The following is a 12,687-nucleotide window of genomic DNA, read 5'->3' as shown; positions in this document are numbered from 1 at the left end:
CATCCAAATCCAAATTCACCGGGTAATGTTGGTCAGTGTCTCACTTAAACTTTCGGCCATAAACTGAACTAAGGACAAGGTTCGCCGGTAATTCATCCTGGTGGGACCTAGGACCCCCATACTGCCAAAGACCTCGCCTTTAATATGATATGTCGCCATCACGATACTGCAGCTCTGTAGTTCCTCATACTTGTGCTCACTTCCGATGATCACCCGTAAACCTCCAGTAACGTTGGCAGGATCAAGCAGATCAAAGATAACATGCCGTCCTTCCAGGACCCTGAGCAGTGTTCTGGCCTTTTCCACATCCTTAAACTCTGGCTGTTCCAGCAAATTGGTAGCTCCGTCTAAATATATTCTCTCCTGGGGTCTACTGTCAAGCCCAGCAACAAGAAGCTCCATGAAATCTTGGAACAACATCGCATCCTGGATCACATTCCTTAGCTCATTGATGACCCCCTTGGTTAAATCATTGATCGTTAGTGTCCTAAGCAGATGGCTAAGATAATCCGACATATGATTAGCCGACTGTTCGCTAATCGGTTCGCTGCTTTCTAGGATCTTGTTTTGGACAAAACCTGGATCAATAACAGAGATAACCATCACATTTTTCTCTTCAAGAGGGACTATCCGCACATGCCGAAAACGGCTCATGCTAAGGCTCGGTGCCAATGCAATTGAGGTATACTGGGTTAGTACTGCAAGAAGTCGCGTGGCATAGCTAATCGCATCTTCAATTTCCCTTCGTTTTGCATTGATCTCCCTTTTGATTCGGATCCGCTCAGCCAGCTCAATTAAATCCGGTTCCATCAACACATCTACATAAAAACGATAGCCCTTATCCGACGGAATACGTCCGGCGGATGTATGGGGTTGATGGAGAAAGCCATGTTCTTCAAGATCAGACATCTCATTGCGAATCGTGGCCGCACTTACGCCTAGATTATGACGCCGGGCAATGGTCCGGGAACCGACAGGTTCCGCGGTAAAAATATAGTCGTCGGTTATTGCTTCTAATATCTTGCGTTTTCTATCGTCCATGACCACACCCCCCACCTGGTGAGCTCGGAAACACTTAGCACTCATATAGCAAGAGTGCTAACAGCGTTCATGTTAAAAATACCACCGAGTAACCTCTTTGTCAAGAGCAGGACCATGCCGACAGCCCATTAAACGAACTCCACAAAAGCTTGATTGCCAAACATTACTCCCTTTGGTGTCAATTTGATCCGATCACACGAACAGTCAACCAACCCCGCTTGCTCCAAATACTCTAGCTCTTCATGGAAGACTTCTATCGGTAGACGATTAAAGCGTTCTCGAAAACGTGGCACTGATACGCCCTCAAGTAACCGCAGCCCCATAAACATCGTCTCCTGCATCACAACATAAGGCGAGTGATAGGTTCGATACACCCCAGGCTGGGTTCGGGTATATTTGGGCAAGTAATCGTGCAGGGAGCCTTCGTTGGCAAAACGGGCGTGACCAAAGTGAGAATGGGCGCCTAGTCCAAAACCTAAATACCAATCATTCCGCCAATAATGCAGATTGTGGCGACAGGGTTGATGCCTTGTGAAATTTGAGATCTCATAATGATCATAGCCCCTAGTTTTCAGAAAAGCGATCGTGTGGGTATACATCCTTGCTTGCAGGGAGTCTGTGGGCATGACAACCCTCCCCGATGCCACCAGTTCCCCTAAGGGAGTCTGTGGTTCCACGGTGAGACAGTAGGTCGAAATATGTGGCGGAGCCCAGTTAGTGATCTCCTCTAGGGTATCATGCCAATTGGCAAGGCTTTGGCCGGGGATGCCAAAGATGAGATCAACGCTTATATTACTAAACCCCACATTCTGGGCGCGCAAGTAAGTCTCCCTGGCGGCATCCGCATCGTGCAACCTTCCTAGAGTTCTGAGCTCCCCCGCATTTAGTGATTGAACCCCGAGGCTAAGCCGATTGACACCAAGTTGCTTGTAGCCCTGGAGCTTATCCAGAGAAAGACTGCAGGGATTGGCTTCCAAGGTAACCTCCAAGTCTCCCTTGATCTCAAAGCACCTATGGATCTTCGCCAGGATGCGCTCTAACTGTGGAGGCGAAAGCAAAGAAGGCGTACCACCCCCGAAATAGATGGTATCAAAAACACATTCCCTTTGGAGATTAGCACTAATGTAATCCATCTCCGCTTCTAGTGCCTGAAGATAAGCATCGATTACCTGGTAATATCCGGGAAAGGACAGAAAATCACAATAGGGGCATTTGCTTTCACAGAAGGGAATATGCACATATATCCCACCATAATTCAGTTGCCTAGTCATCTTCGATACTTAGAATTGCCATAAAAGCTTCTTGGGGAATCTCAATATTCCCAATCTGCTTCATGCGCTTTTTCCCTTCCTTTTGCTTCTCCAGTAGCTTTCGTTTTCGGCTTACGTCGCCACCGTAGCATTTTGCCGTAACGTCTTTGCGTAAAGCCCTAATATTCGTCCGGGCCAGAACCTTATTGCCTACTGCGGCTTGGATGGGAACAGTAAACATCTGCCTGGGAATCACATCCTTTAATTTATCGGCTAGGGCGCGTCCCCTCGCAGCTGCTTTACTACGGTGCACAATGCAGGAGAGGGCATCCACGGACTTACCGTTAAGCAGAATATCCAGTTTGACCGCATCGGTATCCCGGTAGCCGTCAAATTCATAATCCAAGGTCCCATACCCCCGGGTACCGGATTTTAGGCGATCAAAAAAGTCCATGAGAATCTCACTTAAGGGCAAATCATATTGGAGCATGGCCCGTCCGGGACCTAAATACTCCATTCCCTGATACTCACCCCGTCGATCTTGACACAGCTCCATCACCGAGCCAATAAACTGGTCCGGCACCACAATCTTCGCTTTCACAAAGGGCTCCTTGATGTTTTCAATCTCGTTTTGCGGGGGAAAGTCTGCCGGATTATGAATTTCCATGGTCTTGCCTTCGCTGGTTTCCACCCGATAAACGACACTGGGTGCAGTAGTAATGAGATTCATATCAAATTCGCGCTCAAGGCGCTCTTGTACAATCTCTAAATGAAGCAAACCAAGAAAGCCACAGCGGAAACCAAATCCTAAAGCCACCGAGGTCTCCGGTTCAAATACCAGCGCAGCATCATTAAGTTGCAACTTCTCTAGGGCATCACGTAGGGATGTAAAGTCCTCGTTATCCACAGGGTATAACCCGCAATAGACCATGGAACGAGCAGCCCGATACCCCGGTAGGGGAACCTGGGCTGGGTTCTTCACATGGGTGATCGTATCTCCCACCCGACTATCCTTAACATCCTTCATACTGGCCAGCAGGCAGCCCACTTCACCGGGACCTAACCTCTTTACCGAGTGCATATCCGGCCGAAACACTCCAAGCTCATCGACCAAAAACTCCCGGTGATTGGACATCAACTTGATCTCATCCTTCACAGATACACTGCCTTCCATGACTCGAATATAGGCAACAACACCTCGATAACTGTCGAAGTGAGAGTCAAAGATCAAGGCCCGTAAAGGAGCATCCTCCGCTCCTTTGGGTGGAGGAATTCGATGCACAATTGCCTCTAGCACCCCTTCGATGCCCTCCCCGGTTTTCGCACTTACAAGCAATGCCTCATCCTTGCTAATCCCAATGGACTCCTCTAGTTCGTTAAGCACCCATTCAGGGTCAGCACTGGGTAAATCAATCTTGTTGATCACCGGAATAATCTCCAGATCATGTTCCAGGGCCAAATATAGATTGGCAAGGGTCTGAGCCTCTATTCCCTGGGTGGCATCGATAATCAAGAGGGCACCTTCACAGGCAGCTAGACTGCGAGATACCTCGTAGGAAAAGTCCACATGACCCGGTGTATCGATCAGGTTAAGGATATAGGTTTGACCATCCGCTGCCGGGTAATCTAGCCGTACCGCTTGAAGCTTAATGGTAATACCCCGTTCCTTTTCTAGATCCAGTCGGTCTAACACCTGATCTGTCATCTGCCTTTGGGACAGTGTATTCGTCTGCTCGATTAAGCGATCGGCCAGAGTAGATTTCCCATGGTCAATGTGTGCAATTATGCAGAAGTTTCTAATCCGTTCCTGCATGTCGTTGTCCATCCTCCAATACCAACTCCTACATTAGAACTCTAGAGATATTATTATATGTTTTCGCCACAAATGCAAGCAAGATGTCACAGGCGGCCAATTCAGGCTGCAGCGGATTATTGGAATTGGAGTATGCTAGCACCGTGGTGTGCACCCGGTTCTAGTCATCTCGAAGACAACGATAGTCTTGCCTTGCCATGGTTGGAGGTAAAAGAGGTATTGACGAGCGAGAGATCAGGTATCTGCAAATATATGGAGGGAGATAAAATCTGTTTGTCGAAAAAGATAATTATATTCGGAGATCATTAAGTCTTGTCATGGGAGACTATCTGGCTAGAGCAAACTGTGCCGATGCATTTCCCCTTAAGAGGTGCCATCCCAAGCCTCGGGTGGGTCTATGGCCCTAGCTGTCCAAACCGACGGAAAACATGCCATAGGATGCCTTTGAACAATCCAGTGTAGGGTTCGTACCCAACAAGGTCAAGAGAATTGGGTCAGGCTCTACAACCTTATCCCAGCCGGGTTTATAAATTTGTTGTTTGTTGTCACGACTGTCTGCATCCAATGGGAAAGGAGGAGCCGACATGTCTATTCGACGACTAGGAGACTGGGTAATACTACTTGTTGCTGTGGCCATCGTACTAGGCCTGATCTGGTCTATATGGTCAGACGGTAACGAGGATGCTGTCGATACTGATCCCGATTTAGTGTTTATAATGGAGGGTTTTCAGTCAGGCAACGTAAGCAGTCTGGTCAAAAGTTTTTCCAATGAATGCGGAGGGACTATCGAGGAGAGAACCGCATCTTACAATTTTGGCAACAAGTTGGTAACACTGATCATGGCTGGAGAGGAGTTTTTGCCTGATGTAGTGATAATGACAGAAGAGCATGCCCTTGAGCTTGTGAAGACTGATGCTTTTGTGAATTTAGAACCTTTATTTGAACAGGTGGGGATCGATATTAATACGTTACCGGCAGCAAACAGTCGTTACCCTGCTGTTTGGGAAGGTAAACAAGTGTTTCTTGCAATGTCACTAGACCAGTCAACCGGCTCTTAGTCGGGGTACTTAATCGCCGGCGTCTGACTGAAGCCTTTGAACTTGCCTACTATCTTGCCATGAATGGTTGCGTAGAGTCACGGTCAGCGAATTACGTTCTAATCTGGCGGGGTGAGTTTAATGAAGCGCTGCATACGTTCTTCAAATCTAGAAACAGTGAATTACTGTACCACACAATTACTTGCATCCCGATTTGCAGGAACACTGGACTCTAGACGGGTTTCAACGCTTCCATGAAGAGCTTACGGAGATTCATTACCGATACGTGTCATTAGCCATTCCTGTGGAAGTAGAGAGGGTTGAGGACTACACCAGTCAAACAACGGGTAAAGAATACAAGAATGTTGTGCGGGTGCACGTGGTTTTGCTCCAAAGTGTTAGTTGGGGAGATGATGAACGTACTTCTTCTGAGGAATCGGTTATGATGTACTTCTAGATACTCCTGTTTCGTCCATAGAGCGGACGTTCGAAGCAGAGAAGAGTCTGGCAAATGTCGGGGCCAAACGACTGGAAACTAGATCTGAAAAAACAGAAGCAGCTGCCTGCTCACAGTAGGGCAATGTCCCGTTCCTTTCGGCGAACATCAATGCGCCCAGCTGTCTACAATTGTGGTCTTGCTCCTCTCGCCGCGTGGGATGCAGCATCTGGAGACAGGGACACCGCGAAGAACTCTCTCTCCTCTGGCGTCAGCTTGAGCCAGCTAGGTAGCCATGACCATACCCATTCCCTTTGCTGGTCTGGAAGCCCGTTAATAAAAACCTCAATAACCCATTTCAGCCTCTTTCGACTGAAGAAGGCAACTGCAGCCACCCATATGAAGTACATTCGTACTTCGGGACAGTGGTGGACAAACGCCAATACAGGCAGAGTCAATTGCAGGGGACACATGAAAACCAGCACTATTGTAGCAACTGGTCTAATAGCATAAGACACTAGACAAATACCAAGCCATGCGGCGACCAGTTTGCCAGGTAGATACCCGGAACGAGTAAGGGCGATGCTGGTACCAAGTGTCAGTATTGCATCTATCCACGCGTCGCGCTCACCAATCCAGGAGGGCGGCGTCTGTGAACGACGGGCGATCTTGCCATCGAGCATATCGGTGCTCCAGAGGATCATGTTGTATTTGACCAGTCTACCCAGCGAGCTGACTGTCCTCTCCCAGGACATCAGCGCTAGGGCAACTCCCCCTATGAGACGGGACAAAGTCAATAGGTCCGCAAGTGCCCGGACCCATAGCAAGGGCCTGCTTTGCCTCAGATACAACTCACTGGGTGTAACCTTGTCTGCATGTTTGCCCATGGTTCCTCACCCCTACGCTAAAGAGCCCAACAACACAATGCACCAATGTAGGTTACGTTTTCTTTGTACAGTCCCCATCACCAACTGGATTCCCTACCGGAATATCCTTCAAGCACCTGCCCATAGCCCGTTGTTGGTAGCAACCACAATTGGAAACGGTACGCTATCTATAAGTCGCCGCACATCCCCAAAAGCGTTTCATCTGCGCAAGTAAAGGGGAATACCGCTCCCAATACTTATATTGACATTCGGTACTAAGACAGTTGAGGTACATTCAGACTACAGTGTGTCCACAGTCACACCATGGAACAGGTTACAGGCATGACCTACAGAACCGCTAATCCCTGTGTGAATGCGATTCTCGATATCTCCAATGTTTCCTGGTCTTGGTTAAGTAGGAACAGAGCACTCCTGACTACTCCCTCATACTATACCATTGGTCGCTGTTCTGACCAACATACCCTCCACACCGCGTTTTGGCCAAACAGCGATGTATTCTTTTGTTTCTCCTATTATATGAAGTGTGCTGGTTCTGTGTCGAACGTCATGGGAGCTAACAAAGCAGATCTATCCCGTATATGAGGACATCCTAGGAAAGCCACTCCTGTACGGAACGGCTTTCCTAGTAATCTCTCCTTTTAGGTAGGTTCTTCTTGTTTGCTTAGGGTTGAGGTCTGTACTCTAGGTCACCTTCCTAGGCCACATCGTTCTTCTGCGTTGCTTCACCTTCGCTAATAAGCAGGAAGGATACGCTCGATTCTTCGGTACCGGACTTAAGGTGTTCCGTAACAAAAAAGTCGAGTATCGCTTGATCTTTAACCCCTTCCAGATACACATAGCCAAGCTGCAGGGCCTCCTTTGGGATTTCACCATCTCGGAAAACAACACGAAGGAGCTCAGCAGGCAGAGCCCTTGGAACCGTGCCTGTAAGATCGAGCTTCAACCATAGTGGTTGCTCATTATCTTCGGGGTGTGTCACGTCGATCGCATAGTCTAGAGTGGTCCAGAGCTCTCCGTCGGAGGAAACTTGCACGAGCACATCATCTTTAATCCTCGAATTTTGGGCATATATGGTTAATGCATATCGGTAAATATTCGGGACATGCCAGGTAAGGTGCTGTGCACCGGTTCCCTCGCGTCTAATACGGTCTTGATCTCCAAAGAAGATATCAGGATCACCACCTGCGTACGCCCACCCTTCCGGTTCCTGTACTGTTTTCAGTGCATTCCTTATACCAAACCACGCCAAATTCTGGGGTGGTAGGATCTGATCCTCTACGAATTCAAAGTTATCAAGGAGCACTCGCTCCTCAACTTCGGAAACAACTCCGTCAATAGTCTCGGCACTGATGACCAAGTCATAGGGTCCATCCGGGAATACAAGAGTATTAATAGGAAACCTTACCGGTAGGAATGTGGCATCAAACAAGATGTATTCACCAGACGAAGCGGTATCCGTACCGTTTGGTTCTGAGCTGACCGGCCTCAGCTTCGCGGTTACATTCACAATATCCTTCGCCGGGATAATGGGATCCACAGCAATGGTAACCCGTCCACGTAGACGTTCTGCTCCCCGCCCAGTCCTGATTGGTGCAACTAGATCAAAATGCTCAATTAGAAAATGGACGGTGGAGGTATACCGCCGACCCTGACTATCATCGGCGATCACACGGATATTATGATTGCCCTGGGTGAGCTCTGTAGGGCGAAGCGTAACCAAAGCAGGAATACTCCCATTTTGATCAAGTTCCTCTCCATCAATCAGCACTGTGACCTTCTCCAGCTTGATATCTGGGTCATCGATACAAACGGTAGTCACATCGGTTAGAGGTGTCCCGGTAAGTAAATCGAGACGTTCAGTACCATTTCCCAGTCGTAGGCTAACTGGAGGCAATTTAAGGCCATCGTCGGTTAACCACCAAATCGGTTGTGTAAGTTGTGGTAAGTGGGATATCTGTTCCTTGATTTGTCGTGTTGGGTGTAGACCCCACATCTCGAAGAAGGGTGTGAGGTTATAATTGGCAACCTCCGACGCGGTAACAATGAACTGCTGTATCTTTTCTTGGTCAGTGGCAGGTTGCTCGGACTGCGGAACTTCCCGGTACGCTCGGTGTAAGGCCGGGTAAAAGTCTTCGCCAAATGCAAGATCCAGTTGCCAAAACATGACAAGGTTATGGTAAAAGTCGTCGATCACATTGTAATCCCTATTCGGATTATTGAAATGGGCGAATGCTTGATCCCATATTCCGCTGAATGGAACCGGCATAGAATATAGATCCAATCGATCGAATTGATCGAAGATTATGTCATTAATTGTAAGGGGGGGAAAGTACTGGGGGCATCTAGAAGCATTTCACAAACTAGTAAAAAGGGGCGTTTCCGGTTGAGTGTATTAGGTGAAATGGATCTAGATGTCCAAACGTTCGCTAATGGTAAACCTCGGTTTATCGCCGGTGTTGTTGAGGTCTTCAATATACCGCAGATAATCGATGATGCACTAACACCCACTAGGGGCCGAAAACCCGACATTCCCTATGGCACTGTAGCAAAGCTTATGCTTATTAATCTTTGTGATGATCACCATCCTTTGTATCTGCTTGATGAGTATTTTAGGAACAAGGATCTGGACTCCATGACGATCGTTTCGGCAACTACTTGGACAAGATGGATGAGGGTAATCCCCGGGCCATCTTTAGTGCAATATCCACCTATGTGTTCATGAAATATGGCTTGAGTATTCGCAGTCTAAACTACGATACCACATCCAAGGTAATGTGGGGCGAATATGAAAGCGAAGACGGACGAATCGGTGTGATTTCTATTACCTTCGGACATTCGAAAGACAAAAGACCTGACAAAAACCAGCTTAAGATAGGGATTGGTACGGCAGATGGAGTTATTGTTGATGCCAAAGTGCTGTCAGTCAATTACGATGACAAGACCTACAACAATGACGTTTTAGATGATGTACCTGTAATTCTAGACAAATACGAAGTAGCTATGGATAGCTTTTATTACGTAGCTGATAGCTCCTTCTTTACCGAGGGTAATATTAGGAAGGCAATAGACAGAAGGATCAATTTCATTACTAGAGTGCCAGGAACGGTTAGCATTACCCAAGAACTACTGGACAAAGCATGGAACCACCCCAACAGCTATCGTCCGTTTACCTTGGAAAACGCTCAAAGCAAGCAGGTTTTCTATGAAATCCAAGATGATGTTGGGGAATACCGGGGTACTACCTTGAAGTTTGCCGTGTGTTACTCCCATAGTCTCAAAGAAAGGAAACGTAAAACCAGGGAGAAGAGGGCCGAAATAGAGCAGAAGAAGCTGGAAGAGTTAAGTAAGCAATATGCCAAACGAGAGTTTGCCTGTGAATCCGATGCCAATAAGGACATAGAACTGCTTCTGCACAAATAGCTATCAAAACTAGAGTATCACCAAGTAGTCCCCCAGGAGAAACGACGGCGAGGTCGACCAAGGCTCAAGCCCGTAGCGGATAAGCAGTATGTTTACCAACTTGTCATGGAGTACACCCCTGACGAGGATGCCATAGAAAGACTAGTCAAACGTGATTGCACCTTCGTTTTGGCAACTAACGATTTACGCCTTAGCGGAGAACAGATCCTTACCGAATACAAAACACAGAGCAGTGTGGAAAAGAAGTTCCAACAGTTAAAATCTCCACACTTTGTTAACTCGCTTTACCTGAAAAAACCATCCCGCATAGAAGCCCTGGTGTATATGCTTCTCATAACCATGATGATTCTGTCGGTAGTGGAACGAGTAGTTCGGCGGGAGATGAAACAAGAAGAAGCTACGGTAATTGGTCCCGGTGGCGTAAAGATGACTCAGCCAACCTTGAGGGCTATCCTGGGCATCTTCAACTTTGTACCGCATAACAGAATCATCCACAAGAAAGAGGTGGTCCGCAAACTGTTACAGCCTCTAACCGATAGTCAACTTAAGATCCTGAGGTGTTTAGGGTTGTCACCGACCCTCTTTACAGAAACGAGTTGACTGCTAAAAAATCAGGCGATTTGCACGCTTATTCAGCGGAATAAGGGTGGTGTAGCAAATGCCAGGTATTTGCCCAAGTTTCCGGGCGAAAGGGGAACGACTCACTATACCTGTTGAATCACGCTTCTTTGAATTCTAAGCGATATAGGACTTGAAGCTATGGTTACGAAAGACGCTTACACTTCGCGACAACACTGCACCCATCTGGGCACAACGGTGGGCCTTCTTATTTCGTTGAGGCGTGGACGGACGCTATGTAAGGAAGAGGCGGATTACCGAATACTACCATAGAAATCGTTGCGCTCATAAGACTAGTCGTTTCGACCCAATTACATAACCAATGCATGTCCGATAAACCTAAAAACCTGGCTGATCAATCCAAGATGGGACTTTCAAGAACCACTAGTTCTCTCTGTCCAGGAATCTCTACTCCTTTGCAGGAAGTCGCTTCTTCCGGCCCTTAACTGCACTGAGGAGAAACTCTAGTTCTTCCATCCGGAAGGCGAGTAAGAATACACCATAGACGATGATACCTATAAGCATAGGTATCGCCATCTGCAGTAACCTACCCCGGGTCGTAGCAAGGGATACCCATTGACCCACCAGATTACTGGACAGATACACCACAACTCCCATCACCAATGATGCCAGTGAGGACTTCACTACACTTGTGAGGATTCGTCCCCCATCGATGCCACCAAGCTTCTTGCGGAGGATCAAGATATAAACTATAAAGTTCACCGTTGTTGCCACGGAAAAGGCAAGGGCCAAACCACCATAGTCAAGGCCGGTGAAATTCAGGAAGAGGAGGCTTAAAGCAGTGCTCACGATTACTGATAAGATCCCGATCTTAACCGGCGTTTTCGTATCGTATAGGGCATAGAACATTCTGCTTGTGAGCTGGATCCCAGAAAGGGCCGGCAGGGCTAGTGCGTAAAAGAACAAGGCATAGGCAGTGGCTTGGGTATCCGCGACCGTGAACTCACCCGTCTGAAACAAGAACCGTACAATCGGCTCCCCCAATACTAGTAAGCCAAGACTTGCCGGAATCGTAATGATCAGTACCGTACGTAGTCCCAGGGAGTATGTTTCCTTCAGCTCCTTGTAGGCATTAGTTGCTGCAAGTCTCGTTAGTAAGGGAAAAACAGCGGTGGAAATACCCATGGCAAACACCCCGAGGGGGAACTGCATTAAGCGATTTGCCAGGCGCAACGCTGTAATGCTACCTTCAGCTAGACCAGAAGCAATGTTTTGGCTAATCATGAGGTTCAACTGGTTAACCGACAGCCCCACCATAGCTGGCAACATCAAAGCCCCCATTTTACGGATACCAGGATGTCGTAAATCTAAGATAGGTCGATAGGCCCTAGTATAGCGCAGTAAAACCGGTAGCTGTATGGCGAAATTGCCAAAGGCGCCCACCACCAAGCCGACAGCCATGCCAAACACACCGTACTTAGGACCCAAAACGTATGCTCCGGCAATAATCCCTAGATTATATAGAATGGGACCGACCACCGGTGCTGTAAAATGCTGATAACTATTCAGTACACCCATTTCAAGACCCGCCAGTGCTGTGAATAGTACCGCAGGAAATACGATCCTCATCAGCTGCACTAGCAAAGCAAGCTGCTCTCCAGAGTAATCGTAGGCCACAAGGGGTGCTAACTGGGGTGTAAAGATCTCACCAACAACAGTAAAGATCAATAATAAGATCACAGTGGCTGTGATAAAGGTACTGGCCACATGCCAGGCGGTCTCTTCATCATCCTGGGCCAGATAGGAGGTAAAGACAGGGATAAAGGCGGCAGATAGGGCTCCGCCCACCAGCAAGTAGTACATCAAGTCAGGAATACCGAAGGCGGCAAAATAGGCATCTGTCTGCTGGGTACGGCCGAATACCTGGGCTACTGCCCGCTCCCGCACTAATCCCAGTACCCGACTGATGAAAATACCGATCATAACAATAGTGGCATTTCTTGCCACTTGACGATTTGACATTTGATTTACTCCCATCGTGGGCGTCCTCTTACTATTATGGTCATTCCTCTCATTTCCTGCAATACCCAAAGGCTTGTCCACCAGGACCCCGTCAAAGTCAGGATGTGTATACACTTAGGGTAGGTGCTCCGTTTTAGAGTTGTTCTGTTTTCAGAATGGGATTTCCGTTTCGAACAATGACGTGGATTACTACGGCTAATTT

General features: G+C 47.8%; 9 protein-coding genes and 1 pseudogene. 4 read left to right on the top strand and 6 right to left on the bottom strand.

Going from position 1 to position 12,687, the window contains the following annotated elements:
* Window positions 1-15: 15 nt before the first annotated feature.
* From hrcA to lepA, 3 genes are all read right to left on the bottom strand, one after another.
* Window positions 16-1,041 (bottom strand): heat-inducible transcriptional repressor HrcA, encoded by a 1,026-nt coding sequence (gene hrcA / locus M0Q40_03070; GenBank protein ID MCK9221598.1) that lies wholly within the window; start codon window positions 1,039-1,041, stop codon window positions 16-18.
* A 128-nt stretch (window positions 1,042-1,169) separates the two neighbouring features.
* Window positions 1,170-2,279 (bottom strand): radical SAM family heme chaperone HemW, encoded by a 1,110-nt coding sequence (gene hemW, locus M0Q40_03065; GenBank protein ID MCK9221597.1) that lies wholly within the window; start codon window positions 2,277-2,279, stop codon window positions 1,170-1,172.
* A gap of 25 nt (window positions 2,280-2,304) precedes the next feature.
* On the bottom strand, window positions 2,305-4,104 hold the full coding sequence (gene lepA / locus M0Q40_03060) for a translation elongation factor 4 (protein ID MCK9221596.1): 1,800 nt from the start codon (window positions 4,102-4,104) through the stop codon (window positions 2,305-2,307).
* Window positions 4,105-4,688: 584 nt separating this feature from the next.
* On the opposite strand from lepA, the gene M0Q40_03055 reads away from it, so the two are divergent.
* A complete protein-coding gene (locus M0Q40_03055) occupies window positions 4,689-5,162 on the top strand; it encodes a hypothetical protein (GenBank protein ID MCK9221595.1) in 474 nt (157 codons plus the stop codon).
* A gap of 265 nt (window positions 5,163-5,427) precedes the next feature.
* On the top strand, window positions 5,428-5,598 hold the full coding sequence (locus tag M0Q40_03050) for a hypothetical protein (GenBank protein MCK9221594.1): 171 nt from the start codon (window positions 5,428-5,430) through the stop codon (window positions 5,596-5,598).
* Between the two features lie 164 nt (window positions 5,599-5,762).
* Here M0Q40_03050 and M0Q40_03045 read toward each other — a convergent pair whose 3' ends face one another.
* Window positions 5,763-6,464 (bottom strand): CDP-alcohol phosphatidyltransferase family protein, encoded by a 702-nt coding sequence (locus M0Q40_03045; protein ID MCK9221593.1) that lies wholly within the window; start codon window positions 6,462-6,464, stop codon window positions 5,763-5,765.
* A gap of 694 nt (window positions 6,465-7,158) precedes the next feature.
* Window positions 7,159-8,730, bottom strand: a complete 1,572-nt coding sequence (locus M0Q40_03040; GenBank protein MCK9221592.1) for a M60 family metallopeptidase — start codon at window positions 8,728-8,730, stop codon at window positions 7,159-7,161.
* 117 nt (window positions 8,731-8,847) lie between these two features.
* Between M0Q40_03040 and M0Q40_03035 the strand changes: the two genes are divergently transcribed.
* Window positions 8,848-9,186 (top strand): DUF4277 domain-containing protein, encoded by a 339-nt coding sequence (locus tag M0Q40_03035; protein MCK9221591.1) that lies wholly within the window; start codon window positions 8,848-8,850, stop codon window positions 9,184-9,186.
* A pseudogene (locus tag M0Q40_03030) lies at window positions 9,129-10,484 on the top strand (IS1634 family transposase). Before M0Q40_03035 ends, M0Q40_03030 begins: the two are co-directional and overlap by 58 nt.
* Window positions 10,485-10,910: 426 nt before the next feature.
* Here M0Q40_03030 and murJ read toward each other — a convergent pair.
* A complete protein-coding gene (gene murJ, locus M0Q40_03025) occupies window positions 10,911-12,485 on the bottom strand; it encodes a murein biosynthesis integral membrane protein MurJ (GenBank protein MCK9221590.1) in 1,575 nt (524 codons plus the stop codon).
* Window positions 12,486-12,687: the final 202 nt, after the last annotated feature.

The organism is Limnochordia bacterium (assembly GCA_023230925.1).
In the GTDB taxonomy this organism is placed as follows: domain Bacteria; phylum Bacillota; class Limnochordia; order DUMW01; family DUMW01; genus JALNWK01.
The sequence above is the reverse complement of the archived record's forward strand: the minus strand, read 5'-3'. Positions and strand labels throughout refer to the sequence as shown.

Coding starts and splice junctions, on each gene's coding strand:
- M0Q40_03045 (MCK9221593.1), bottom strand. CDS start 6,464: ATGGGCAAACATGCAGACAAGGTTACACCCAGTGAGTTGTATCTGAGG.
- murJ (MCK9221590.1), bottom strand. CDS start 12,485: ATGTCAAATCGTCAAGTGGCAAGAAATGCCACTATTGTTATGATCGGT.
- lepA (MCK9221596.1), bottom strand. CDS start 4,104: ATGCAGGAACGGATTAGAAACTTCTGCATAATTGCACACATTGACCAT.
- M0Q40_03040 (MCK9221592.1), bottom strand. CDS start 8,730: ATGCCGGTTCCATTCAGCGGAATATGGGATCAAGCATTCGCCCATTTC.
- hrcA (MCK9221598.1), bottom strand. CDS start 1,041: ATGGACGATAGAAAACGCAAGATATTAGAAGCAATAACCGACGACTAT.
- M0Q40_03055 (MCK9221595.1), top strand. CDS start 4,689: ATGTCTATTCGACGACTAGGAGACTGGGTAATACTACTTGTTGCTGTG.